A 23,011-nucleotide genomic window follows, 5' to 3' on the forward strand; every position below is an offset into this window, starting at 1 on the left:
ACACGTCCTGTTCTCTGAGTGGGTGGTTACGCGGGCTGGGGCGGCGCGAGTCCGGCGCCGCGCCGCTCACGCGCGACGTCGGCGGCGACGTCGAGCGCGGTCCAGGCGAGGGCGCGGACCCCGTCGCGGAGCGCCTGCTCCGCCCGTTCGCCCACGCACGACTCAGCGAACGCCGGCTGGTGATTGCTCGCGGTGCCGCCGACTCCGATGTACGGGTGGATGGCGCGCACGAGCTGGGACACGTTCCCCATGTCGGTGGAGGCCCGGTTCATGCTCGCCGCCGCCGGGTCGACGTCGAAGCTGCGGCCGAGCGCGCGGGCGTTCTCGCGGTAGTGCTCGAGGGCTGCCTCGTCGGTGCGCATCTCGGCGTAGCGCTCGCTCTCGGGGGTGATCGTGAGCGTCGCGCCGGTCGCGAGCGCGCCGGCCTCGAAGCACGCGCGCACCCGCGATTCAAGTGCGAGCAGCTCCGCGGTGGTCTCGGCGCGCACGTACCAGCGCCCCTCGGTCCGCTCGGGGATCGCGTTGGGCGCCTCGCCGCCGCGGGTCTGCACCCCGTGCACGCGCGCGGTCGCCGGAAGCTGCTGTCTGAGCAGTCCGATCGCGAGCTGCGCGATCAGAAACGCGTCGTTCGCATTGATCCCGCGCTCGGGGTACGCGGCGGCGTGGGCAGCGGCGCCGTCGTAGCTCACGTGCCAGTGTGTCACCGCGAACGGCCGCGCCTCCGCAACATCGACGGGGGCCGGGTGGGCCATGAGCGCCAGGTCGAGCTCGGTGAACGCGCCGCGCTCAAGCAGCACAATCTTGCCGCCGCCGCCCTCCTCAGCGGGGGTCCCGATCAGCTCGACGGCGATCCCGAGCTCGTCGGCGACGGCGGCGAGCGCGATCGCCGCGCCCACCGACATCGCCGAGATGAGGTTGTGGCCGCACGCGTGGCCGAGCCCCGGCAGTGCGTCGTACTCGGCCAGAAACCCGACCGTGAAGTGCGGGAGCCCGCGCGGGGTGCGCACCGCGCGCACGGCAGTATCGAGGCCGAGGTATGGCTGCTCGACGGTGAAGCCGTGCGCGGTGAGGAGCGCGGCCACCGCGGCCGCGGACCGGTGTTCCTGCCAGCCGATCTCGGGGTTCGCGTGCAGCGCGTTCGAGAGCGCAATCAGCTCGGCGTCGACGCCTGCGGCGCGCGCGGCGATTCGGGCCTTCAGCTCGCCCGGGTCGTCACTCATCGCCCGGCACCCCGTACGAGGGGGCCGCGGCCGGGTTGAGCCCGCGGCGGGTGTAGTCGTCACGCTGCGGGAGCCACTCGTCGAGCGCGCGGCGCAGTTCTCCGATCGGATCCTCCGACCAGTCGACGCGCAGGTCGGTGATGCGCCATCCCGCGGCGCCCACCACCGCGATGCCCGCGGAGTGCACGGGGCCGGCCTCGCCGCCCGCGGTGATCGCCGCGCGGAGGGCGGCGTGCAGGCGCTCTTCGATCCCGCCCGGTGCGGTGAGCGCGGTGTCGACGAGGGCGTCGAGCACGTCGTGGCTCGCGAGCATGTTGCCGCCGGCGACCGCGTTGTCCCGCACCGCTGAACCGTAGATTCCGAGCGCGCGATCGCCCGAGTGCACGGCGGCGCGCCCCGCGGCGTCGAGCACGAGCAGCTGCCGGTAGCCGATGGTTGCCGGATCTGCCGCGGCGACCACGGCGGCGAGCGCCGCCTGCGCGGTCGCGCCCGCGCGCAGCTGTTCGATCAGGGCGGGGCCGAGCCGCGGGTCGGTCACGTTCTGGGAGTGCGCCCCGCCGATCCCGTCGGCGAGGTTGACGCAGCGCGCGGCCACGGCCGGGGACGAGGACGAGATCGCGGATCCGAACTCGCCGGTCACCGGGTCGCGCAGGATCAGGGAGAAGGTCACGCTGCACCCCCGTCGCTCAGCACGGCGGTCGCGTCGATCTCCACGAGCCACTCGGGCCGCGCGAGCGCCTGCACCACGATTCCGGTCGACACGGGGTACACGCCGCGCAGCCACCGGCCGACGGTGCGATACACGTCCTCCCGGTACCGCGGGTCGACGATGTAGATCGTGACCTTGACGATGTCGGCGAGCCGGCTCCCCGCCTCGTCGAGCAGCAGCGCGATGTTCTGCATCGCCTGCTCGGTCTGCGCAACCACGTCGCCGATCCCCACCGATTCGCGGGTGTTGAGGTCTTGCCCGATCTGGCCGCGGAGGTACACCACACCGCCAGCGACGACCGCCTGACTCAGGTCGTTGTCGAGGTTCTGCTCGGGGTAGGTGTCGCGGGTGTTGAACTTCCGCAGGCGCAGATGCGTCGTCTCCGTCACAGTGTCTCCTCGTCGAGTGGGCGGCCGGGGTGGCTCTTCAGCCAATTGTCGGGAGCCACAGAGAATCTGTAAAATACTCAAAAGGGAGATAAGGTATCTGAAAATTAGATACCTGGCCCCACGGCCCGGCCGGAGGATCCTCGCAATGGTGCACCGCTTCTCGATCACACTCACGCAGCTCAGCTACTTCGCCGAGTGCGCGAAGACGCTCAACATGACCGCGGCGAGCCAGGAGCTGCACGTGGCGCAGTCGGCGGTCTCCACCGCGATCTCGCACCTCGAACGCTCGCTCGGCGCCGCGCTGTTTATTCGCCAGCACTCGAAGGGCCTGATCCTCACCGCCGCGGGCGAGTCTCTGCTGCGCGACACCCACCGCGTGTTCGGCATGCTCTCCGACTCGATCGAGACGATCCAGTCGCACCAGGACGACGTGCGGGGCACCATCACGGTCGCGTGCTTCCACACGCTCACCCCGTTCATCCTGCCCCAGCTTCTCGCCGAGCTGCAGCAGCGGCATCCTCATCTCGTCGTCGAGGTGCTCGAGGGCGACTCGGAAGAAAACCTCGCCGCGCTGCGCGGCGGGCGGGCCGAGATCTCGATCGGGTACGACCTCACGTCGCCCGACGGCGTGGACCAGGAGGTGATCGGCAGCGTGCGCCCCCACGTGATCCTGCACACGGACCACCCACTCGCGCACCGCAGCGAGGTGGCGCTCACGGAGCTTGCCGGCGAACCGCTCGTGCTGCTCGATCTCCCGGACAGTCGCGAGTACTTTCTTGACCTCCTCACCGGCGCGGGCCTCACGCCGCGCATCGCGTATCGCACGAAGAACTACGAGGCCGTGCGCTCGCTCGTCGCGATGGGCTGCGGCTTCTCGATCCTCAATCAGCGGCCCCGGATCGAGGAGACCTACACCGGCAACCGCACCGCCGTGATCGAGATCAGCGGCGACGTGCGCTCACTAAACGTCACGGTGTCATCGCTGTCGCAGGTGGCGCACACCGCGCGCGCCCGCGCCGTTGCGGGAGCGGTGCGGGCGCTCGTCGCCGGGGCAGAACTCGCGGCGCCGGAGCCCCGCGGGGCGGAGCCGGCGGAGCAGTAGCGAGGCGGCAGCCGCCACGGCGCCGCACCGACGAGCCATCATGTGAAATTCCGATCAGCTCGGATAACTAGTTCTTAGAAACCGATCCAATGCACCACGAACGTGTATTGGCTTCGCCCCCGCGCCCTGCGCTTTGCTGGTGCCTACCCGGACCCACCCTCGGCGTCCGGGAGCTGAATCCGGCCCAGCGCGGCACTCGACCGCGCGCGCCGGGAACAGCCCAGTCCCCCGAGACGAGCGGAGAGCGAAGTATGTCGAGCCAAGAGATCGAGGCCACCGAAGTCCTCATCGTCGGTGGCGGCCAGGCCGGAGTGGCAATGAGCGAACACCTCAGTGCGCTCGGAGTCGCGCACGTCGTGCTTGAGCGCCACCGCGTGGCAGAGCGCTGGCGCAGCGAACGCTGGGACTCGCTCGTGGCAAACGGCCCCGCCTGGCACGATCGGTTCCCCGGCCTCGAGTTCGAGGGGGTAGACCCCGACGCGTTCGCCACGAAAGACCGGGTCGCGCAGTACATCGAGGACTACGCGGCGCAGATCGGGGCCCCCGTGCGCACCGGCGTCGAGGTGCAATCGGTGCGGCGCCTCCCCCACGCCGACGGGTTCCACGCGGACACCTCCGCCGGGCCGATCCGCGCGCGCTATGTGGTCGCAGCGACCGGCGCGTTCCAGATCCCGGCGATCCCGCCCCTCGTTCCCGAGCAGGCCGGGCTCACTCAGATCCACTCGGCCGGCTACCGCAACCCCGCGCAGCTCCCCGCCGGCGGGGTGCTCGTTGTGGGCGCCGGCTCCTCGGGCGTGCAGATCGCGAACGAACTGCGCCAGTCGGGGCGAGAGGTCACCCTCGCGGTGGGGCCCCACGACCGGCCACCCCAGCGCTACCGCGACCGCAGCTTCGTGTGGTGGCTCGGGGTGCTCGGCAAGTGGGACGCCGCGACCCCCGCGGAGGGCGCCGAGCACGTCACCATCGCGGTGAGCGGGGCCGACGGCGGCCGCACGATCGACTTTCGCAACCTCGCGGCCGACGGGATCACGCTCGTGGGGCGCGCGAACGCGTACGCGGACGGCGTGATGCGGTTTGGCACCGACCTCGCCACCAACATTCGCGGCGGCGACGAAAACTACCTCGCGCTGCTCGACGAGGCCGACGCCTACATCGAGCGACTCGGCCTGGACCTGCCGGAAGAGCCCGCGGCCAGGGAGCTGGGGCCGGATCCCGCGAGCGTGACCAGCCCGATCCTCGAGCTCGACCTTGCGCGGGCCGGGATCACGTCGATCGTGTGGGCCACCGGGTTCCGAGCCGACTACGGCTGGCTCCAGGTGAACGCGTTCGACGAGGTGGGGAGGCCGGTGCACCAGCGCGGGGTGTCCCCGGAGGCCGGCGTCTACTTCCTCGGCCTGCCCTGGCAGTCGCGCCGCGGCTCAAGCTTCATCTGGGGAGTGTGGCACGACGCGAAGTACCTCGCCGACCAGATCGCGATCCAGCAGGGCTACCGCGCGTACCGCCCCGCGCCGCACCTCACCCACGCGTAGCGGGGCGATCGGGCGCCGGGCGGCAGCGCGCCCGGCGCCTAGAGCGTGAAGTCGGTGGCGACGCGGGCGATCGCGTGCCGCTTCACCACGGCACCCGCCGCGACGTGGTCCGGGTGGGTCGCATACACGGCGAGTCCGGCCGCGTCGTCGAAGTCGGCGACGAGCGTCAGGTCGTAGTTTTCGCCGTCGAAGAGCTCGTTGCGGTGCACCGCGAGCGCGCGCACGGTGGGCACGAGGTCGACGAGGGGTTCGAGCGCAGCACGAATTTCGGCCGCCTGCGTGTCGCGCGCGTCGCGGGTCTCGCCGCCGAGCTTCCAGGAGACAATGTGGCGCAGCGTCATGGTGGGTTCCTTCCGGGGAAAACGTGAGTGTGGTGGCGCGTGGGTGAGCTGGTTCAGCCCAGCAGCCGGCCGAGCGGGCCGCGCGCGGCCCGCTCAATCGCGGTCGTGAGCTTGGCGGGGTCAACGCGCCAGATCGCGTGCTGCTTGCCGCTGACCCGCACCACAGGAATGTGCTCCGAGTACCGGCGGGCGAGCTCCGGATCCTGCAGGATGTCGAGTTCTTCGAACCGCGTGTCGAGCCCGCGCGTGGCGGCGTCCGCGCGGACGGCGGCGATCACCTCGCGGGCCTCGTCACACAGGTGACAGCCCGGTTTCCCGATCAGCGTGAGCTGCACGGTGCGCATCGCGCTCCCTTCCGGCCACGGGCACCGCCCGTGGCACCGCGGACCTCAGCCGCAGCGCGCTGGGCGCGCGGCGTTCACCCGAGGCGCTGGGGCCTCAGACAACAAAAGGCGCCGGACCAGAGGTCCGACGCCAGCATCGGTCGCGCCCGGGGCGCGCCGACTACTTCTTGTTGCGACGCTGGTGACGCGTCTTACGAAGCAGCTTGCGGTGCTTCTTCTTGGACATACGCTTACGGCGCTTCTTAATTACTGAACCCACGGTCACCTCACAACGTCTCTCGGGCCGCCGGATTCGTGGCCCACAAAACAGTAATCCTACTCTGCGCAGCGGCCCAGCGCGAACCAACGGGCGCGAAAAGTGAAATCAATCGCGCAAACGGAAGCGTGCAACGAGCTCTTTGACGCGATTCTCGGCGCGCGCGGCGGCGCGTCCGATCCGCTCGGCGGCCGCGGCGGCTTCCTCGGGGAGCACTTCCTCACCCAGGTCGGCAAACGCGTCCTGCGCTCCGGGGCCCGCCACGCGCTCGCCGCTCTCAGAGAGGTACTCGACCGTCACCTCGGTGTCGAACCCGGCGGAGAGGAACGGGATCACGAAGTCCTCGATCATCTCGAGCGGCTCGGGGTTCAGCGAGTAGTAGCGATGCTGCCCCTCCTCGCGGACCGTGACGAGCTCGGCCTCGCGAAGAACCTTCAGATGCTTCGAGACGGTGGGCTGGCTAATCTCCAGCTGGCCCACAATTTCCGAGACGCTGATCTCGGCGTCGCGCTTGAATCGCTCGAGCAGCACCTGCAGGATGTCGCGCCGGGTCGCGTCGGCAATGACCCCGAAGATATCTGGCATGACCCCAGGGTAGTGGGCCGGGGCCGTTCTGTCCCGTTCCCGCGTGCCGTGGGGCCACAATTCACCCTTCCGCCGCCGGATGTGTAGCATGACAGCATCGAGTCGAGACCGTGAAATCCACGCGCCTCGCGCCGTCAGCGGAAAGTAGGGCACCGTGGGGGCATCCGTCGTGAGGCAGCGTCGCTCCGCCGCACTCTCGCGCAAGTCCTGGGTCGGCGCGATGATCCACTCATCGCCAGCGCGCTTTGCGCTGCTCGTATTCACCGCGCTGATCCTGCTCTGGACCGCGCTGCTGTCGCTGCCGTTCGCGAGCGCGGACGGCAAGATGACGCCGCTCGTCGACGCTCTCTTCACGGCGGTCTCCGCGATCTGCGTGACCGGGCTCTCGACGCTGGACATGTCGACGCACTGGTCTCTGTTCGGCGAGATCGTGGTGCTCGCCGGCCTGCAGATCGGCGGCATCGGCGTGCTCACGCTCGCGAGCATCCTCGGGCTCACGGTGACGCGCCGCCTCGGTCTGCGGCAGCGCCTCCTCGCGGCCGGCGACACCAACCCCATGCGGATGGGGCGCGACGTGTCCGAGAGCCAGGCGGTGGGCCTCGGCGAAATCGGCGGGCTGCTCGGGGCGGTCGCGCTCAGCGTGGTCGTGATCGAGGGCGTGCTCACCCTGCTCATCACGCCGCGCCTCATGGTGGCCGGCTACGACTTCTGGCACGCGCTCTGGAACGGGTTCTACCTCGCGGCCTCCGCGTTCACGAACACCGGCTTCGTGCCACTCAGCGGCGGCCTCGACCACTTCGACACCGACGTCTACCTGCTCAGCATCCTCGCGATCGGCGTCTTTCTGGGCGCCATCGGCTTCCCCGTGATCTTCGCGCTGTACCGCTACGTGATCGGGGGCGGCTGGCGCGTGCACAAGCGGCTCGGCCTGCACGCGAAGCTGACGCTCACCACGACGATCATCTTCGTGATCTTCGGCTGGCTCGCGATCGCCGCGCTCGAGTGGAACAACCAGGCGACGCTCGGCAACCAGAACTTCTGGCAGACCATGTTCAGCTCGGTCTACATGTCGATCATGACGCGATCGGGCGGGCTCGGGATCATCGACCCGCTCGACATGAACGGCTCGACCCTGCTCGTGATGGACATGCTCATGTTCGTCGGCGGCGGCTCGGCGTCCACCGCCGGCGGGATCAAGGTCACCACCATCGCGGTGCTCTTCCTCGCCGCCTACGCCGAGGCGCGCGGCTACAAGGACGTGCAGGCGTTCGGCCGCTCGATCCCCAACGAGGTGCTGCGAGTCTCGGTGTCGATCCTGATCTGGGGCGCCACGATCGTGCTCGCGGCGACCGTCGCGATCATGCACATGACCGGAGAGTCGCTCGACATTGTGCTCTTTGAGGTGATCTCTGCCTTCGGCACCTGTGGACTCTCGTCGAACCTCTCGGCGGATCTCCCCGACGCGGGCAAGTATGTGCTCGCGGCCACCATGTGGGCCGGCCGCGTCGGCACCGTCACCCTCGCCGCGGCGATCGCCGCGACGAGCCGCTCACGCCTGTTCCGTTTGCCCGAAGAAAGGCCGATCGTTGGTTGATATTCGCAGTGACGCCCCCGTGCTCGTGATCGGCCTCGGCCGCTTCGGTGCCGCAACCGCCGGGCAGCTCGACCGCCAGGACCGCGAGGTGCTGGTGGTCGACACCGACCCCACGCTCGTGCAGAAGTGGGCGGATCGCGTCACCCACGCGGTGCAGGCCGACGCCCGCTCGATGGAGGCGCTGCGGCAGATCGGCGCCGACGAGTTCCAGGTCGCCGTGGTTGCGACCGGCTCCTCAATCGAAGCGAGCGTGCTCATCGCCGCCAACCTCGTCGACCTCGAGATTCCCCAGATCTGGGCCAAAGCCATCTCCGCCTCGCACGGCAAGATCCTTGAGCGCATCGGGGTGAACCACGTGATCTACCCGGAGCGCGAGGCGGGCGAGCGCGTGGCGCACCTGCTCAGCGGGGCGATGCTCGACTTCATCCAGTTCGACAACAACTACGTGATCGCGAAGATGTACCCGCCCCGCTCGATCCGCGGGCGCACCCTCTCCGACAGCGGCGTGCGCACCCGCTACCGGGTCACGGTGGTGGGCGTGAAGACGCCTGGGCAGCCATTCACGCACGCAACGCAGGACACGATGATCTCGCCCCACGACCTCATCATCGTGAGCGGGACCGCCTCGGACGTGGAGCGCTTCGCCACCATTGGCTAGCGCCTCGGCCGGCGCTCCGGGGAGGCAGAGCCTGCCTCCCCGGAGCGCCGCCGCCCGGCCGGGCGACTAGGACCCCTGGAGCTCCTCGGAGCGGCGGATGTTCGCGGCGAACGCGCGATCGAACAGCTCACCCCACGCGCCCTCCTGGAGCACGGCGACCGAGCGCTCGGTGGTGCCGTTGGGGCTCGTCACGTTGCGGCGCAGCTGCGCCGGGTCCTCGCCCGTGGTGCGCATCAGCTCGATCGAGCCGAGCACGGTCTGGCGCACCAGCTCGCGCGCCGCCGCGGCGTCAAATCCGAGCCGCTCAGCCGCCGCGATCATCTCCTCGACGAAGAGGAACACGTGCGCCGGGCCCGATCCGGACACCGCACCGACCGCGTTGATCTGCTCCTCCGGAACCACGAGCACCGAGCCGACGGTCTCGAACAGGCGGCGCACCAGCTCAAGCTGCGCGTCGTCGGCGGTCGCCCCGGCGGCGATCCCCGTGACCCCCAGGCCGATGTGGGACGGGGTGTTGGGCATGGCGCGCACCACGGCGACCCCGGCGGGGAGCACCGCCTCGATCGCGGCGGTCGACACTCCGGCGGCCACGCTCACCACGATCGCACCCGGCGCAAGCGCGTCCGCGATCTCGCGCGCCGTGTCGACGATCAGCCAGGGCTTCACCCCGAGGACCACCAGGCCCGCCCCCGCCACCGCGCGCCGGTTCGCCGCCGCGTCGTCGTCGGTCGCCGCGGCGGTCACATCGGCGGCACCCGCAAACTTCGCCGCGCTCGCGGCCGACTTGGTGGTCACGGCGATCGGGCGCACGATCTGCACCTCGGGGGCGCGCAACCCGGTGAGGATCGCACCCCCCATCGAGCCAACGCCGAGCATGGCGGTCTGCGGAAGGGTGGGCTGCGGGGACTGCGTTGTTTCGCTCACTCGCCCAGTGTAGGAGCTCCCGTCCGCCGCGCTGGGAGATATAGCGGGTTCGGCGACCCCCGCCCCGTAGACTGGCGCAGATAGGTTCGACTCTCGGCTGGAGGCATCTGACATGAGCGCGACAGGCGGAAGCAAGGCGATTATCGCGGCGTTCCTTGCAAACATGGGTATCGCGATCACCAAGTTCATCGCGTGGGCCCTGTCCGGCTCGTCCTCGATGCTCGCGGAGGGCGTCCACTCGCTCGCTGACTCGGGCAACCAGCTCCTCCTGCTGCTCGGCGGGCGCCGCGCGAAGCAGGCGGCCGACAAGGAGCACCCGTTCGGCTACGGTCGCGTGCGCTACGTGTACGCATTCGTGGTGGCGATCGTGCTGTTCTCCATCGGCGGTGTGTTCTCCGTGTACGAGGGCGTCTCGAAGATCCAGAACCCGCACCCGCTCGAGATGTGGTGGCTGCCGCTACTGGTGCTCGTCATCGCGATCGTGCTCGAGAGCTTCTCCCTGCGCACCGCGGTGCGCGAGAGCCGTCCGCACAAGGGCGATTCGAGCTGGTTCCAGTTCATTCGGCGTTCGAAGGCCCCCGAGCTGCCCGTCGTGCTGCTTGAAGACGTCGCCGCACTCGTCGGCCTCGTGCTCGCGTTCTTCGGCGTGGGACTCACCGTGCTCACGGGCAACGGCCTGTTCGACGGGATCGCCACGATCGCGATCGGCGTCTTGCTGATCGGCGTCGCGATCATCATCGGCACCGAGGTGAAGAGCTTGCTCGTCGGCGAGGGCGCGAGCGATGAGGACGTCGCGAAGATCGAGGCCGCGCTCCTGAAGTCGCACGACATCGACCGCATCATCCACATGAAGACCCTGTACGTGGGCCCCGACGAGTTCATGATCGGCGCGAAGATCAGCCTCGCCCCCGAGCGCACCATGAACGAGGTCTCGATGATCGTCAACCTCGCGGAGCGCCGCATTCGCGAGGCGGTGCCGGCCGCGCGGATCATCTATCTTGAGCCGGATGTCTACCTCGATCCAAACGCCGCGCAGCCGACCACGAGCTCGATCGTGATGCTCTCGAGCGACTAGCGCCGTCGGCGCATCAGCGCTTCACTCACCGTTCACCCGCAGGGCACTCTCGCGCTCCCTGGCGGAAATCAGCCTTCCCTAGCGTTGGATCGGATCGGCGCCACCACGGTGGCAGCCGCACGCGCCGCACCGGCGATCCGTTCACACCTCCGGAAGGAACACCAGTGACCTCTCGCGCACTCCTGCGCTCGGCGACGCTCGTCACGACCGCGCTCCTGATCAGCGGCCTCGCCGCCTGCTCCACCAGCAGGGCGGCCGATACCGGGTCCGGCGATGCCGGGGCCGCGGCCGTCGACGCTGCAACCGCCACCAGCGCCGCAGATTTCGGTGGCCTCGACGCCCTCGTCGCGGCCGCGGAGGAGGAGGGGCAGCTCAACGTCATCGCCCTTCCCGAGACCTGGGCGAACTACGGCGAGATCATCGCCGGCTTCGAGGAAAAGTACGACATCACCGTGAACTCGGCTTCCCCCGACGCGTCGAGCGCCGAGGAGATCCAGGCGGCGGACAACCTCAAGGGGCAGGACACCGCGCCCGACGTGTTCGACCTGGGCGCCGCGGTCGCGCTCGAGAGCACCGACTACTTCGCGCCCTACCAGGTTGAGACCTGGGACTCGATCCCCGCGGAGAACAAAGACCCCGAGGGCCTCTGGGTGAACAATTACTCGGGGATCATGTCGATCGGCTACGACGCGGACAAGCTGCCCGAGCCGAAGGCACTCACGGATCTGCTGGGCACCGACTACTCCGGCGCGGTCGCGCTGAACGGCGATCCGACTCAGGCCGGCGCGGCGTTCGCGGCGGTCGGCTCGATCGCCGCGCTCAACGGCGGCGGTGTCGACGATTTCGGACCCGGCATCGATTTCATGGCCGAGCTGCGCACCGCGGGCAACTTCCTGTCGCTCGACCCCACGCCGGCCACGATCGCCTCCGGCGAGACCCCGGTCGTGTTCGACTGGTCGTTCAACAACGTCGCGGCAGCCGCGGACAAGCCCAGCTGGACCACGACGGTGCTCGACGGACCCACCTACGTCTCGTTCTACAACGAGGCGATCAACAAGGACGCGCCGAACCCCGCGGCCGCTCGCCTGTGGCAGGAGTGGATCTTCTCCGACGAGGTGCAGGCGATGTTCCTCGACGCTAACGCGGTTCCCGTTCGCGTCGACGCGCTGACCGAGGCCGGCACCGCCGACGCGAAGCTCATTGAGCAGGCCACCTTCGGCACCGACTCGGCCGACTGGGTGTCCCCCACGCAAGACGAGACCGACGCCGCGAACGCGCTCCTCGCCGAGCGCTGGGCGACCGCGGTCAAGTAGCCGGCCGGTGGGGTGCGGAGCGATCCGCACCCCGCTCCGCCGTTTCACATGAAACGCATCGCCCCGGCGCTCGGCCTCACGCCGTTCGTCGCATACGTCCTCCTCTTCCTCGCCGTGCCCACGCTGCTCGCTATCGCGAGCGGCTTCGCCGGCCAGGACGGATTCACCCTCGACGGCCTCGCGGTACTCACGCAGCCGAACACGCTCTCCGCGTTCGGCGCGAGCGTGTGGGTGAGCGCGCTCACCGCGGTTGTGGGCGCCGCGGTCGGTGCGGTGCTCTGCTGGGCGCTCGCCGCACTCCCCGAGGCGGGCCCGCTGCGCCGCGTCGTCGACGCCGCCAGCTCGGTGCTCGCCCAGTTCGGCGGCGTGATGCTCGCGTTCGCCTTCATCGCGACGATCGGCATCCAGGGCGTCGTCACCGTCATCCTGCGCGAGCAGTTCGGGATCGACATCTTCGCCGGCGGTGTCTGGCTCTACGAGCTGCCCGGCCTGATCCTGCCCTACCTCTACTTCCAGGTCCCCCTCATGGTCATCACGTTCCTCCCGGCCGTCACAGCGCTGCGCCCCGACTGGTCAGAGGCGGTCGCCACGCTCGGCGGCACGAGCCGCGCGTACTGGCGGCGCGTCGGCCTCCCGGTGCTCGCTCCGGCATTCCTCGGTTCACTCCTGCTGCTCTTCGCAAACGCGTTCTCGTCGTACGCAACCGCGGCGGCCCTGATCAGTCAGGGCTCGCAAATCGTGCCGCTGCAGATCCGCGCGGCGCTCATCGGCGAGACGGGTGCCAGCCAGGCCTCGAGCGCGGGCGTGCTCGCGCTCGGCATGGTCGTGGTGATGACCGTGGTGATGCTCGCGTACGGCCGGCTCATGAGCCGCGCGGCCCGGTGGCAGCGATGAGCGCCCGCACGCCGGGCCGGCCGTCTCCCGCCATCGCGCGCACGGTGATCGGCGTGATCGGTGCCGCCTTCATCGTGCCCCTCCTCGCGATGCTCGAGTTTACGCTGCGCCGCGCCGAGGGCGGCTACGGCGCCGAGCACTGGGTCGCGCTCTTCGACCCGGCGAACGAGCGCAAGTACCGTGTGCTCTTCGAGGGGGTGGGCAACTCGGCGCTGCTCGCGGTGCTCACACTCGCGCTCGTGCTGCTCGTGTTCTTCCCGACCATCGTGCTCGTGCACCTGCGCTTCCCGCGGCTGCAGCGCTGGCTCGATCTGCTCACCGTGCTGCCGATCGCGATCCCCGCGATCGTACTCGTCGTTGGCTTCGCCCCGATCTACCGCGTGATTGGACAGACGGTCGGATCGGGCGTGTGGACGCTGTGCTTCGCCTACGGCGTGCTCGTGCTGCCCTTCGCGTACCGCGCGATCGTGGCCGACCTCTCGGGAATCGACGCGCGGGTGCGCGCCGAGGCCGCACGCTCGCTCGGCGCCGGTTGGGGCACGGTGCTCGTGCGCATTATCGCTCCCGGCGTGCGCCGCGGACTCCTGGCAGCCTCGCTCCTCACCATCGCGATCGTGCTGGGCGAGTTCACCGTGTCGTCCCTCCTCAACCGGATCACGCTGCAGACCGCGCTGTTGCAGGTCTCGAAGGCAGATCCATTCATCGCGGTCGCGGTGTCGCTGCTGTCGCTCGTCAGCGTCTTCGTCGTGCTGCTCATCGTGAGCGCAACGGGCGGCCCGCCGCAGCGGCGCACGCGGGGCCGCGGCCCCGACCCGGATCCGACCGCTGCGGCGGTCGCCGCCGCCCACGGCGCCCTGCCACTGAATCGCCCGCTGCCAAACTCCCGCGGCGCCCTTCCCCCACTCACCGCATCACCCAGTTCCTCCGAGGAGGCACCCAGTGCCAGCTGATCACGCACCCACCACCGCAGGCCAGTCGGTCGCGCTCGAGGGCGTCACGAAGACCTACGGCTCCACCACCGTGCTGCACGGCGTCGACCTCGCGCTCGACCCCGGCGAGCTGCTCTGCCTGCTCGGTCCGTCCGGCTGCGGCAAGACCACCGCACTGCGCTGCATCGCCGGGTTGGAAGCGGTGTCTGCCGGTCGGGTGCGGATCGGTGGCCAGGAGGTGACGGATGTGCCGGTACACCGCCGCGACATCGGGATGGTGTTTCAGCAGTACTCACTGTTCCCGCACCTGAGCGTGGCGAAGAACGTGGAGTTCGGCCTCGATATGCGCCGCGTAGCGAAGGCGGAGCGGCGCACGCGGGTCGGCGAGATGCTCGAGATCGTGGGCCTCTCGCACCTCGCCGAGCGCTTCCCGCACGAGCTCTCCGGGGGACAACAGCAGCGCGTCGCGCTCGCACGGGCGCTCGTCACGCGGCCGCGGGCGCTGCTGCTCGACGAGCCGCTGTCCGCGCTCGACGCCAAGGTGCGAGTCAGGCTGCGCGAGCAGATCCGCGCGATCCAGACCGAGCTCGGGATGACCTGCGTGTTCGTCACCCACGACCAGGAAGAGGCGCTCGCGATCTCCGACCGCGTTGCCGTGATGGAGGCGGGACGGATTGCGCAGCTCGGCACCCCGGAGGAGCTCTATCGGCGCCCGGCCTCGTCGTTCGTCGCCGACTTCGTGGGCCTTTCAAATCGGATTGACGGCGAGCTCTCGGGCGAGCGCGTGCTGGTGCACGGCGCCGAGCTCCCTGTGCTCGCCACCCCGTCCGGTCTCACGGGGGTCGCCGGGGCGCGCGTCACGGCGTATGTGCGGCCCGAGCATGTGCGCCTCGGTGCCGCGGGGAACGGCGCCGGAGCGGACGGCGCCGACGCCGCCGTGGTGCTCTCGAGCGGCTTCCTCGGACCGATCCGACGCACCGTGGTGCAGTTCGCCGACGGCAGCACCCTCGCCGCCCAGCACGGCTCAGAGGCCGAGTTTCGCGCGGGCGAGCGGGTGGCGGTCGCCTTTGCGCCGGAGGCCGTGACGGTCGCCCCTCGCATCTAGGCGCGGGGGCCCGGCGGTGCGGGGGCGCGTGAGTCCGGCGCGGGCGTGAGACGCTCGGCGCTAGCGACGGTCCGCGAAGAAGTCGCGCAGCAGCTCGACACTCTCCGCCTCGCACACGCCGGCGCTCACCTCGGGCACGGGCGAAGGGAGGCGGCCGTCGCGCAGCAGATCGTAAACGCTCCCCACGGCGCCGGCTTTTTCGTCCCACGCACCGAACACGACACGCGGGATCCGCGCGGCGAGAATCACCCCGGCGCACATGACGCACGGCTCGAGCGTGACCACGAGCGTGCAGCCGTCGAGAATCCGGTCGCCGAGCGCGGCCGCGGCGGCGCGGATCGCGAGCACCTCGGCGTGTCCACTCGGATCGGGGGTGGTTTCCCTGGCGTTGTGGCCGGCGCCAAGCACCTCCCCGCTTGGCCCGAGCAGCACCGCGCCCACCGGGATTTCGCCCGCGGCGGCGGCGCGACGCGCCTCCGCGAGGGCGAGATGCATCGCGGCGATGTCGGCGGGGGATGGAGGGATGGTGGGCACGGGAATAGAATAGGCGCATGCGAGTTTTCGTTGCGGACCATCCCCTGATCACCCACAAGCTGACGGTGCTCCGCGACGCGAAGACGCCGCAGCCCACGTTCCGGCTTCTCATCGAGGAGCTCATGACCCTGCTCGCCTACGAGGCGACGCGCGAGGTGCGGGTCGAGCCGCACGAGATCGAGACGCCCGTGGCACCCACCACGGGCGTGCGGCTCAGCGAGCCGCTCCCCCTCATCGTCCCCATCCTGCGCGCCGGCCTCGGCATGCTCGAGGGCATGGTCAAGCTGGTGCCCACCGCCGAGGTCGGCTTCCTCGGCATGGTGCGCGACGAGGAGACGCTGCAGCCCACCACCTACGCCGAGCGCCTTCCCGAGTCGCTCGCGGGGCGCCAGTGCTTCGTGCTCGATCCAATGCTCGCGACCGGCGGCTCGCTCGCCGGCGCGATTGAGTTCTTGTTCGCGCGCGGCGCCGACGACGTGACCGCGATCTGCGTGCTCGGCACCCCCGAGGGCGTCGAGGCGATCCGCCAGGCCGCCGGAGACCGCGACGTCACGCTCGTGCTCGGCGCACTCGACGAAGGGCTCGATGAGCACGCCTACATCGTTCCCGGCCTCGGCGACGCCGGCGACCGGCTCTACGGCACCGCGTACTAGCCCACACCGTGGGGGGGGGTGCGGCGTCCCGCAGACGCAGAGCTCCCCGCCCCGCCACAGGACCCCGCTGCGTCATCGCGCGGGGTCTTGTGCTGTGTTCTGGCGCGATCAGGCCGCATCGCTTGACACGCGACGCAATGTTTTGCTTAACTGTCCCTTATGCATGACACCATTCGTCCCCGGTCCGCCTTCGAGGTGAACTTTGGGAACACCGGCATGATGATGGCCGGTCAGGGAGTCATGCGCTGTCGAATGTGCATCTAGACCGCACGTACGTCTGGTGTATCGCAGCGCTTCCACTTCTCGGAACCGCTTCCCCGTGAGCTTCTGAGCCGCTCGGCTCGCTCGCACAGCATTCACGCCACCGCGATATCGCGGGAGGCTTTCCGCCACGCGGAACGACAGTCAAGGACATCATCATGACCACCACGCAGACCCTTCGCTCAGCTCGCCCCGACCTCACCTCGCTGCTTCCCGCCCAGCCGGCCCCGGAACGCAACGTCCCCGAGGGCACCGAGGTGCGCGGCTTCGCACTCTATGTCGGCCTCGCCGACGACAAGATCGCCGACACCGATCCCCGCCTCGGCGCGATCGTCACGCAGATCAAGCAGCTCGTCGCCCAGCTGGCCCCCGCGGCCGAGACCTACGCCGCGGTGGCGCTCGCCCCCGAGGGCACCGGGGGCCGCGACGTCGACGTCGTGCGCCTCGCACTCGGCGACCCCGCCGCGCACGCGCGCCAGAAGCAGCACGACGCCGCGGATCAGGATCGCGCCGCGAGCGGCGTCGTCCTCGACCTCTCCCGCAAGCGCGTGCTCCTCGACAACGTTGCCGCGGCGCTCACCTTCCGTGAGTTCGAGCTGCTGCAGTACCTCGTGCTGCGCGAGGGCCGCACCGTGAGCCGCGACGAGCTGATCACCGCGCTGTGGCACGACGCGTCCGAGGAGGACACCCCGAGCGAGCGCACCATCGACGTGCACATCCGCCGCTTGCGGGTCAAGCTCGCTCAGTACCAGGACATCGTGCGCACGGTGCGCGGCACCGGCTACCGCTTCGACCGGCACGCCGACGTGTCGATCCTGCACACGGCCGGCCCCAGCCCGGACGTCTTCTAAGCCGCACGAATACCGCCCCCGTCGCGCGCAAGACTCTGTCCGTGACCTGGAAGTCCCGCGACGAGTGACTACCGTTGAGTGGGGCGCCTGCGGTAACGTCGTATACAGATCAATCTGCAGAGGAGATCCCCATGAGCACGCTGCCCCCCCGAAGGACAGGACGGCCAGCCCGTCGGCAATGAGCCGGCGACCGGGTCCCCGGCCGATCCCGCACCCGCCCCCACGGAGCCGCCGCAGGCACCGGTGCCCCCGCAGGCCCCCGTGCCGCCGCAGGCACCGCAGTACACAGCACCGCAGCAGCCCGTGCAGCCGCCGCAGTACGCTGCCCCACAGCAGCCGGTGCAGCCCCCGCAGTACACGGCACCGCCCGCCGCGGGCCAGTACCAGGCCCCGCCGCCCGGCGGCTACCAGCAGCCCCCGCTCGGGTACCAGCAGCCCATCGCCGATCCGGTGAGCAATGTCACGCTGAACTACTGGCTCTCGGTGTTCTTCACCTGGATCCCGGCGCTCATCTTCTTCCTCATCGAGAAGGACAAGGGCAACCAGCAGGCGTACGCTTACCACCGCGACAACCTCAACTTCTCGCTGCTGCGCGTCGGCGTGGTGATCGCGACCTGGATCCTCGGGGCGATCCCGTTCCTGGGCGGCTTCCTCGCGGTCATCCTCGGCATCGGCTCGCTCGTGCTGTTCATCTTCCACATCATCGCGGCGGCGAAGGCTCCCGAGAACTACCGTCGCGGCGAGCAGCCGGGCTTCATCTTCAACATTCCGCTCGTCAAGTAGTCTGTGGCGCGGCACGCAGGGCTCGGGCTTCGGCCCGGGCCCTGCGTCGTTTCCCGGCGCCTGCGCTGTGCCCCGGGGCTTCGTCCGTGTCCCGGCCCAGGCTTCTCACCGGAGCGCGACTAGGGTGTTGCGGTGCCGCCCTCGCGGCGCTCCCCGCGTGCCTCGCGGCGCGCACGGCGCGCAGCGCGCCAGGTGTTCCAGCGCTCCCAGAACCGCGCGAGCACCCGCCTGAGCCAGCCCAGCAGCCGCCGCGCCCAGTGAAATTCGGTGCCCAGGATCGTCAGGCCAATAAACACGATCAGCCAGCCGGGACCCGGCAGCGGGACGAGGATCAGCCCCACCACCACCACGAGCACGCCGAGGGTGGTCACGAGCACTCGGTAGACGGTGTTGAGCCAGGGCCTGCGCCGGATCCGCTCGCGCCACCGCGCGGCGAAGCGGCCGAACCCGCGGCTGAGCCGGTGGGCCCGCGCAGCGTCCTCGGCGTATGGATCCGTCATGCGTTCGAGCCTACGGCGCAGAACTGGGGATCGCCCGGACACATCGGCTCGCGGTCTCGTACACTTGACGCATGACTCCCAGGTGGCGCACCGTTGCCCAGGCGAGCGGCCTCGCCGCCCCCGACGGGACCACGCGTCCCACGATCTTCGCCGAAATGACCGCGCTGGCTCACGCGACCGGCGCGGCAAACCTGGGGCAGGGCTTCCCCGACGCCGACGGACCGGCGTGGATCCGCGAGGCCGCGGTCGACGCGATCCGAGGCGGCGCGAACCAGTATCCGCCCGGCCGCGGGATCCCGGAGCTGCGTGCCGCGATCGCCGCCCACCAGCTCCGCCACTACGGGATCGAGCTCGATCCAGACCGCGAAGTGCTCGTCACAGCGGGCGCCACCGAGGCGCTGGCCGCCGCGGTGACCGCGCTCGCGGGCCCGGGGGACGAGGTGGTGACCCTTGAGCCGTTCTACGACGCGCACGCGGCGGTGATCGCACTCGCGGGCGCCACGCACGTCACAGTGCCGCTGCGGCCGAGCTCGGGCGGTTTCCGTGTGGATACCGTAGCGCTCGCGGCCCGCGTGAACGAGCGCACGCGGCTCATCCTCGTCAACTCACCGCACAACCCCACGGGCACGGTGCTCAGCGATGCGGAACTCGACGCGATTGCCGCCGCGGCCCGCCGCGTCGGGGCGATCGTTATCACCGATGAGGTGTACGAGCACCTGGTGTTCGGGGCGCGGCCGCACCGGCCCATCGCCACCCTGCCGGGAATGGCCGAGCGCACGGTCACCATCTCTTCCGCGGGGAAGACCTTCTCCCTCACCGGGTGGAAGATCGGGTGGGCTACGGGCCCCGCCGAGCTCATCGAGGCGCTCACCGCGGTCAAGCAGTTCCTCACCTACTCGGGCGGCGCGCCGTTCCAGCCCGCCATCGCTCGCGCCCTCACCGAGGGCGACCCCGACATCGCGGAGCTGCGCAACTCACTCGCCGCCCGACGCGATCTCCTCATCGCGGGTCTGCGGGCAGCTGGCTTCTCGCTCGTCGAGCCCGACGGCACCTACTTCGTGTGCGCCGATGCGTCGCCGTTCTTCACCGCTGAGGTCCGAGACGGGGCCGAGTTCGCCCGCGCGCTCCCCGCACTCGCCGGCGTCGCGTGCATCCCGCTCTCCGCGTTCTGCCACCCCGGCTCAGACACCGCCGGCGCACTCGCGTCGTGGGTGCGCTTCACCTTCGTGAAGGACGAGGCGACCCTGCTCGCCGCGATCGAGCGCCTCGCGCAGCTCACGCCCCGCCCCACGCACTGACGCCCGCGGCCGGGCGTCCCCGCTCGCGGGCGTGAGCGACCCGGCGAATGCCCCAGAACCTACGCGGTGGGGACCGGCGCGTGGTTGCACTCCGCGCACAGCGTGCGCTTCGCGCCGTTCCCGTCGCGGTACTCCACCCGCTCCTCGTCGCGCGCGATCTCGCGGTCGCAGTCATCGCAGCGGTGCGTGCGGCGGCGCAGCGCCAGCAGCAGCCAGCCGATGAGCAGCAGGGCGATCGCGATCCCAATCAGCGCGAGGATTCCCGTGGCACCGGTCACTGACAGCGTAGGGATCACGGGCGGCTCGGTCTCACCCGTCAGCTCAACGCCCACGTCAAAGCTCAGCACCGTCGAGTCAGCGCCGAGCGCCCGCGATGTCTCCACCGCGGCGTCCATCTCGAAGCCCACGGTCACCTGCACGGGGTCGCCCTGCGGCACCGCGATCTCTGCGACGTTTGCGCGGCCCTCCGGTACGAGCGCGGAGAAGCGCTCCTCACCGGAAACCCCGGCGATGTCCCAGAACAGCGTGACGTCGTCAGCGAGGTTGGGGTTCTGTGCCCCCTCGGGGACCACCTCGGCGAGGTCGATCGTGACCGTCGCGACGCCGTTACCGGGCCCGGCGTTCACCACGTTGAGCGTGCGCACCACGCGGTCGCCCGGGGCTGCCACGCGGTCGCCAATGAACGTGGTCTCGGCGCGCGCGTACTCGGCCCCGGTCCAGTCGAGGTTCACCGCGGGGCCGTCCCAGGTTGCCTCGATCACGCTCGGGTCAACGGGCACCGCGGACGGGTCGGAGGCAACTCCCCCGAGGCGCTCGGGGAGCGCGCTGTCAGAGGCGGCGGGCGCCGTGTTCTGCGCCCGCGCGCCGGAGATCGGCAGGGCGTCGGCCGCCGCGAGCGCGAGCACCGAGGTGACAAGCAGCAGGATCGCGAGTACCCAAGCGATCGCCCGGCCGCGCGACGACAGGCCGTCGCGCGAGTCGATGGTGATCGCACTCAGCCGCGGGTCTCTCGTGTCGATAGACGGGGACATCATCACGCCTCAATTCGCTTGGTCGCAGGAAGTTCACTTGACTGGTCCTCGTCGGCGGTGCCGAGGAAACGTTCGGGGGTCAGCAGCTCGGTGTCAAAGCTCGGCTCGGCAGCGTCCTGCTGCGGCGCGCGCTGCATCGCGAAGGCGAGTTCCCGCTCACGCAGCTCGAGCTCGCGCTCACGCAGTTCGAGCTCGCGCTCGACGAGCGCGTGGTCCCTGCCGGGAACCTGGGCGTCCGCGCGCCGCGCCGCGCCGTGCGCCGGGGCGGCTCCCCCGGCCGGGGTGCTCGGGCCTGCGGGCCGGGGCACGGTCATCACGGTGGTGCGCGGGCGCTTGAACGAGGACCACAGTCCGGCGATCACGAGGGCCGCGGCGGCGATCCCCACCACCAGCATGGTGTTCTCGCTGACCCACTGGCGTGCCCAGCCGAGCTTCGGAATCCCGTACATGAAGACGCCGCGCACCTGCGCCGGCGAAATCGGCTCGTCGACCGAGGAGTTCGCGTCGCCCTGAGTGATCAGGCGGCAGCTGGTGCCGTCGTCGAAGGTGCCGATCGTCTTGCCCACCACGCGGTGCGTGATGAGGGTGGGATCGTTCGGCTTGGGGAAGAACGTGACGATCGTGCCCACCGAGACGTCGGTGCACACCTCTGCCTCGCTGATCCCCTTCGCAACGACCACGTCGCCGGGGGCGAAAGTGGGCTCCATCGAGCCGGAGAGCACCGTGAACGAGTCGCCGCCCAGGATCCGCGGCACCGCGACGATCGCGAGCAGCAGGATGATCACTGCGAGGACGAGCGCGGAGCTGACTGCGCGGCCGGCGATGCGCCAGGGCGACTCGAACCAGCTGCTCTTCACCGCACCCCGGGAGGTGAGGCGGCGGACCTGGCGTCGAACGCTCATGCTGTGGCTCCCTTCAGGTGCTGAAAACTTGTGGGGCGCGTGTGCGCCGCTCGGGGGTGCCGGTCCGAGACCCGGGGTGGTGCCCGCCGCTCGCTGCGGAGGGGCGGGCACCTGCCGCGCCGCGGAGGCGGTGCGGGGTGTTCGGGGTGCGTGGGTGCCGCGCGCGGCACCCACGCGGGCGCGGGGTTAGCTGAACTGCGCGCCCGTGTCGCGGACCTGCGACAGCGAGACGGTCAGGTCGCCCAGCGTGTCGGCGAGCTGCACGTCGGTGCGATCCTCGACGGTCACGTCGGTGTCCTGGTAGCGGAAGTCGCCATCCTGGTCCTCGTAGAAGGACGCGTAGATGACCACGTTCAGGTCAACCGTGGTGGCCGGCATGCCGAACACAGCGCTCTGCGCGGCGACACCGGTCACGGTCGTGGCGGTCGAGCCGAGGATGCCGTTGGTGGCGTCCTCTGCGCCCTCGTCCTGGCCGGCTGCGGGAGCCGAGAGGTAGAGCAGCGGCGCGTCAGCCGTGGTCGGCAGCACGGTCTCGCTGACGAGCAGCGCGTCGCCGTAGTAGACCTCGTAGCTGTAGTTCATGCCGGTGATGGTGTTCGCCAGCTGGTCCAGGCCATCGATGCCGACGCGGGCAACGAGGTTGTCGCCGTCGAGCGTGGCGGTGGCCTCGAACGATGCCGCGAGCTTGTCGCCCGGGGCGATGCGCCACGTGTTCACGTCCGTGATCTTGTGGCCGGGCTGCGAGCCGTCGGATGCGCCGACGGTCTCGGTGGCGTCGACACGGTCGTTCGACACGTCCCAGAAGCTCGTGTCCTCAAGCTGCACGAGGTTCAGGTCACCGGCGGTGATGGTGCCGCCCGAGAAGGTGTCGTTCGCTGCCCACAGCGCGAAGGTCGAGCCACCGGCGAGGAGGGCGGCGGCGCCTGCGGCTACCCACAGGAGGCCGCGACGGCGCTTCTTCGGCTCGCTAACGACGATGATCTGGTCGTTATTCATTTCAGACATGTGTTATCTCCTGGTAGGTGAGCGCTAGGGGGATAAGGGGCCGCGACGGCGCTCGTCGACGCGGCCAAGTATGGGGGAAGTTGGTCTTGCTATATTCAGTTTGATCTGCGATTTGCTGCCAAAACGCGAGTTCAGTAGTTTCCGGTTATTCCTGAGTAGTGAGTGAGCAGCACCTGAGTTCTCCTCAGGGGATGAGTCGCACTACTCAGGGCACCGTCGCCCGGGA

26 protein-coding genes are annotated in these 23,011 nt (G+C 70.1%); 13 read left to right on the plus strand and 13 right to left on the minus strand.

All coding sequences use genetic code 11. The features are described from left to right. Positions 1-26 precede the first annotated feature (26 nt). From EV139_RS03685 to EV139_RS03695, 3 genes are read right to left on the minus strand one after another with little or no spacing between them, the layout of a single operon-like run. Positions 27-1,220: an amidohydrolase gene (locus EV139_RS03685; RefSeq protein ID WP_130452985.1), complete on the minus strand. Its 1,194-nt coding sequence runs from the start codon at positions 1,218-1,220 to the stop codon at positions 27-29. Next, positions 1,213-1,890: a DUF1028 domain-containing protein gene (locus tag EV139_RS03690; protein WP_130452986.1), complete on the minus strand. Its 678-nt coding sequence runs from the start codon at positions 1,888-1,890 to the stop codon at positions 1,213-1,215. The genes EV139_RS03685 and EV139_RS03690 overlap by 8 nt, the downstream gene beginning before the upstream one ends. Then, complete coding sequence (locus EV139_RS03695) at positions 1,887-2,318, minus strand: RidA family protein (protein WP_130452987.1); 432 nt, start codon at positions 2,316-2,318, stop codon at positions 1,887-1,889. The genes EV139_RS03690 and EV139_RS03695 overlap by 4 nt, the downstream gene beginning before the upstream one ends. A 145-nt stretch (positions 2,319-2,463) precedes the next feature. On the opposite strand from EV139_RS03695, the gene EV139_RS03700 reads away from it, so the two are divergent. Both EV139_RS03700 and EV139_RS03705 read left to right on the plus strand, forming a co-directional pair. After that, positions 2,464-3,420, plus strand: coding sequence for a LysR family transcriptional regulator (locus EV139_RS03700; protein ID WP_130452988.1), 957 nt, complete (start codon positions 2,464-2,466; stop codon positions 3,418-3,420). Positions 3,421-3,671: 251 nt separating this feature from the next. Beyond that, entirely contained in the window at positions 3,672-4,949 is a 1,278-nt protein-coding gene (locus tag EV139_RS03705) for a flavin-containing monooxygenase (RefSeq protein WP_130452989.1), read from the plus strand. 38 nt (positions 4,950-4,987) lie between these two features. Here the strand turns inward: EV139_RS03705 and EV139_RS03710 are convergent, their stop codons facing one another. From EV139_RS03710 to EV139_RS03725, 4 genes are all read right to left on the minus strand, one after another. Next, positions 4,988-5,290 carry a Dabb family protein gene (locus EV139_RS03710; RefSeq protein ID WP_130452990.1) on the minus strand — a complete coding sequence of 101 codons (303 nt, stop codon included), beginning with the start codon at positions 5,288-5,290 and terminating at the stop codon, positions 4,988-4,990. Positions 5,291-5,343: 53 nt separating this feature from the next. After that, on the minus strand, positions 5,344-5,634 hold the full coding sequence (locus EV139_RS03715) for a glutaredoxin family protein (RefSeq protein ID WP_130452991.1): 291 nt from the start codon (positions 5,632-5,634) through the stop codon (positions 5,344-5,346). 160 nt (positions 5,635-5,794) lie between these two features. Further along, positions 5,795-5,893: a 30S ribosomal protein bS22 gene (locus EV139_RS03720; protein ID WP_005504750.1), complete on the minus strand. Its 99-nt coding sequence runs from the start codon at positions 5,891-5,893 to the stop codon at positions 5,795-5,797. A gap of 105 nt (positions 5,894-5,998) precedes the next feature. Beyond that, a complete protein-coding gene (locus tag EV139_RS03725) occupies positions 5,999-6,475 on the minus strand; it encodes an ArsR/SmtB family transcription factor (protein ID WP_130452992.1) in 477 nt (158 codons plus the stop codon). A gap of 220 nt (positions 6,476-6,695) precedes the next feature. Between EV139_RS03725 and EV139_RS03730 the strand changes: the two genes are divergently transcribed. Both EV139_RS03730 and EV139_RS03735 read left to right on the plus strand, forming a co-directional pair. After that, entirely contained in the window at positions 6,696-8,069 is a 1,374-nt protein-coding gene (locus tag EV139_RS03730) for a TrkH family potassium uptake protein (protein ID WP_130453478.1), read from the plus strand. Further along, the gene (locus EV139_RS03735; RefSeq protein WP_198677440.1) at positions 8,062-8,727 is read left to right on the plus strand and encodes a potassium channel family protein; all 666 of its coding nucleotides are present in this window, start codon (positions 8,062-8,064) and stop codon (positions 8,725-8,727) included. Before EV139_RS03730 ends, EV139_RS03735 begins: the two co-directional genes overlap by 8 nt. A gap of 66 nt (positions 8,728-8,793) precedes the next feature. Here the strand turns inward: EV139_RS03735 and proC are convergent, their stop codons facing one another. Next, a complete protein-coding gene (gene proC, locus EV139_RS03740) occupies positions 8,794-9,603 on the minus strand; it encodes a pyrroline-5-carboxylate reductase (RefSeq protein WP_130453479.1) in 810 nt (269 codons plus the stop codon). A gap of 160 nt (positions 9,604-9,763) precedes the next feature. On the opposite strand from proC, the gene EV139_RS03745 reads away from it, so the two are divergent. The 5 genes from EV139_RS03745 to EV139_RS03765 all read left to right on the plus strand — a co-directional run bounded on the left by EV139_RS03745 (position 9,764) and on the right by EV139_RS03765 (position 14,967). Beyond that, positions 9,764-10,726: a cation diffusion facilitator family transporter gene (locus tag EV139_RS03745; RefSeq protein WP_130452993.1), complete on the plus strand. Its 963-nt coding sequence runs from the start codon at positions 9,764-9,766 to the stop codon at positions 10,724-10,726. A 164-nt stretch (positions 10,727-10,890) separates the two neighbouring features. Next, positions 10,891-12,039: an ABC transporter substrate-binding protein gene (locus tag EV139_RS03750; protein ID WP_130452994.1), complete on the plus strand. Its 1,149-nt coding sequence runs from the start codon at positions 10,891-10,893 to the stop codon at positions 12,037-12,039. A gap of 48 nt (positions 12,040-12,087) precedes the next feature. After that, a complete protein-coding gene (locus EV139_RS03755) occupies positions 12,088-12,933 on the plus strand; it encodes an ABC transporter permease (protein WP_130452995.1) in 846 nt (281 codons plus the stop codon). Next, a complete protein-coding gene (locus tag EV139_RS03760; protein ID WP_130452996.1) occupies positions 12,930-13,883 on the plus strand; it encodes an ABC transporter permease in 954 nt (317 codons plus the stop codon). The genes EV139_RS03755 and EV139_RS03760 overlap by 4 nt, the downstream gene beginning before the upstream one ends. Beyond that, positions 13,873-14,967 (plus strand): ABC transporter ATP-binding protein, encoded by a 1,095-nt coding sequence (locus EV139_RS03765; protein ID WP_130452997.1) that lies wholly within the window; start codon positions 13,873-13,875, stop codon positions 14,965-14,967. Before EV139_RS03760 ends, EV139_RS03765 begins: the two co-directional genes overlap by 11 nt. Positions 14,968-15,027: 60 nt before the next feature. Here the strand turns inward: EV139_RS03765 and EV139_RS03770 are convergent, their stop codons facing one another. Beyond that, on the minus strand, positions 15,028-15,462 hold the full coding sequence (locus EV139_RS03770; protein ID WP_130453480.1) for a nucleoside deaminase: 435 nt from the start codon (positions 15,460-15,462) through the stop codon (positions 15,028-15,030). 56 nt (positions 15,463-15,518) lie between these two features. Here EV139_RS03770 and upp point away from each other — a divergent pair, with 56 nt between their 5' ends. The 3 genes from upp (at position 15,519) to EV139_RS03785 (ending at position 18,049) form a co-directional block, all read left to right on the plus strand. After that, positions 15,519-16,154, plus strand: a complete 636-nt coding sequence (upp, locus tag EV139_RS03775; protein WP_130452998.1) for a uracil phosphoribosyltransferase — start codon at positions 15,519-15,521, stop codon at positions 16,152-16,154. 419 nt (positions 16,155-16,573) lie between these two features. Next, a complete protein-coding gene (locus EV139_RS03780; protein ID WP_130452999.1) occupies positions 16,574-17,266 on the plus strand; it encodes a winged helix-turn-helix domain-containing protein in 693 nt (230 codons plus the stop codon). Positions 17,267-17,509: 243 nt separating this feature from the next. After that, positions 17,510-18,049, plus strand: a complete 540-nt coding sequence (locus EV139_RS03785) for a magnetosome magnetite crystal formation protein family (RefSeq protein ID WP_157992977.1) — start codon at positions 17,510-17,512, stop codon at positions 18,047-18,049. A gap of 119 nt (positions 18,050-18,168) precedes the next feature. Here the strand turns inward: EV139_RS03785 and EV139_RS03790 are convergent, their stop codons facing one another. Then, positions 18,169-18,549 carry a TIGR02611 family protein gene (locus EV139_RS03790; protein WP_130453000.1) on the minus strand — a complete coding sequence of 127 codons (381 nt, stop codon included), beginning with the start codon at positions 18,547-18,549 and terminating at the stop codon, positions 18,169-18,171. Between the two features lie 71 nt (positions 18,550-18,620). Between EV139_RS03790 and EV139_RS03795 the strand changes: the two genes are divergently transcribed. After that, entirely contained in the window at positions 18,621-19,847 is a 1,227-nt protein-coding gene (locus EV139_RS03795; RefSeq protein ID WP_130453001.1) for an aminotransferase class I/II-fold pyridoxal phosphate-dependent enzyme, read from the plus strand. Positions 19,848-19,906: 59 nt separating this feature from the next. On the opposite strand, the gene EV139_RS03800 is transcribed toward EV139_RS03795, so the two are convergent. The 3 genes from EV139_RS03800 to EV139_RS03810 all read right to left on the minus strand — a co-directional run bounded on the left by EV139_RS03800 (position 19,907) and on the right by EV139_RS03810 (position 22,785). After that, positions 19,907-20,878, minus strand: a complete 972-nt coding sequence (locus EV139_RS03800) for a TraR/DksA family transcriptional regulator (protein WP_206750807.1) — start codon at positions 20,876-20,878, stop codon at positions 19,907-19,909. 2 nt (positions 20,879-20,880) lie between these two features. After that, the gene (locus tag EV139_RS03805) at positions 20,881-21,780 is read right to left on the minus strand and encodes a signal peptidase I (protein WP_130453003.1); all 900 of its coding nucleotides are present in this window, start codon (positions 21,778-21,780) and stop codon (positions 20,881-20,883) included. A 186-nt stretch (positions 21,781-21,966) separates the two neighbouring features. Next, complete coding sequence (locus EV139_RS03810) at positions 21,967-22,785, minus strand: alternate-type signal peptide domain-containing protein (RefSeq protein ID WP_130453004.1); 819 nt, start codon at positions 22,783-22,785, stop codon at positions 21,967-21,969. Between the last annotated feature and the right edge of the window lie 226 nt (positions 22,786-23,011).

Origin of the sequence: Leucobacter luti, assembly GCF_004217175.1 — a bacterium.
In the GTDB taxonomy this organism is placed as follows: Bacteria; Actinomycetota; Actinomycetes; order Actinomycetales; family Microbacteriaceae; genus Leucobacter; species Leucobacter luti.

Excerpts from the sequence above, each read along its gene's own strand:
- EV139_RS03725 (WP_130452992.1), bottom strand. The coding sequence starts at position 6,475 with ATGCCAGATATCTTCGGGGTCATTGCCGACGCGACCCGGCGCGACATC.
- EV139_RS03700 (WP_130452988.1), top strand. The coding sequence starts at position 2,464 with ATGGTGCACCGCTTCTCGATCACACTCACGCAGCTCAGCTACTTCGCC.
- EV139_RS03715 (WP_130452991.1), bottom strand. The coding sequence starts at position 5,634 with ATGCGCACCGTGCAGCTCACGCTGATCGGGAAACCGGGCTGTCACCTG.
- EV139_RS03710 (WP_130452990.1), bottom strand. The coding sequence starts at position 5,290 with ATGACGCTGCGCCACATTGTCTCCTGGAAGCTCGGCGGCGAGACCCGC.
- EV139_RS03705 (WP_130452989.1), top strand. The coding sequence starts at position 3,672 with ATGTCGAGCCAAGAGATCGAGGCCACCGAAGTCCTCATCGTCGGTGGC.
- EV139_RS03800 (WP_206750807.1), bottom strand. The coding sequence starts at position 20,878 with ATGTCCCCGTCTATCGACACGAGAGACCCGCGGCTGAGTGCGATCACC.
- EV139_RS03810 (WP_130453004.1), bottom strand. The coding sequence starts at position 22,785 with ATGTCTGAAATGAATAACGACCAGATCATCGTCGTTAGCGAGCCGAAG.
- EV139_RS03780 (WP_130452999.1), top strand. The coding sequence starts at position 16,574 with ATGACCACCACGCAGACCCTTCGCTCAGCTCGCCCCGACCTCACCTCG.
- upp (WP_130452998.1), top strand. The coding sequence starts at position 15,519 with ATGCGAGTTTTCGTTGCGGACCATCCCCTGATCACCCACAAGCTGACG.
- EV139_RS03685 (WP_130452985.1), bottom strand. The coding sequence starts at position 1,220 with ATGAGTGACGACCCGGGCGAGCTGAAGGCCCGAATCGCCGCGCGCGCC.
- EV139_RS03790 (WP_130453000.1), bottom strand. The coding sequence starts at position 18,549 with ATGACGGATCCATACGCCGAGGACGCTGCGCGGGCCCACCGGCTCAGC.
- EV139_RS03745 (WP_130452993.1), top strand. The coding sequence starts at position 9,764 with ATGAGCGCGACAGGCGGAAGCAAGGCGATTATCGCGGCGTTCCTTGCA.
- proC (WP_130453479.1), bottom strand. The coding sequence starts at position 9,603 with ATGCTCGGCGTTGGCTCGATGGGGGGTGCGATCCTCACCGGGTTGCGC.
- EV139_RS03730 (WP_130453478.1), top strand. The coding sequence starts at position 6,696 with ATGATCCACTCATCGCCAGCGCGCTTTGCGCTGCTCGTATTCACCGCG.
- EV139_RS03760 (WP_130452996.1), top strand. The coding sequence starts at position 12,930 with ATGAGCGCCCGCACGCCGGGCCGGCCGTCTCCCGCCATCGCGCGCACG.
- EV139_RS03795 (WP_130453001.1), top strand. The coding sequence starts at position 18,621 with ATGACTCCCAGGTGGCGCACCGTTGCCCAGGCGAGCGGCCTCGCCGCC.
- EV139_RS03755 (WP_130452995.1), top strand. The coding sequence starts at position 12,088 with ATGAAACGCATCGCCCCGGCGCTCGGCCTCACGCCGTTCGTCGCATAC.
- EV139_RS03805 (WP_130453003.1), bottom strand. The coding sequence starts at position 21,780 with ATGAGCGTTCGACGCCAGGTCCGCCGCCTCACCTCCCGGGGTGCGGTG.
- EV139_RS03770 (WP_130453480.1), bottom strand. The coding sequence starts at position 15,462 with ATGCATCTCGCCCTCGCGGAGGCGCGTCGCGCCGCCGCCGCGGGCGAA.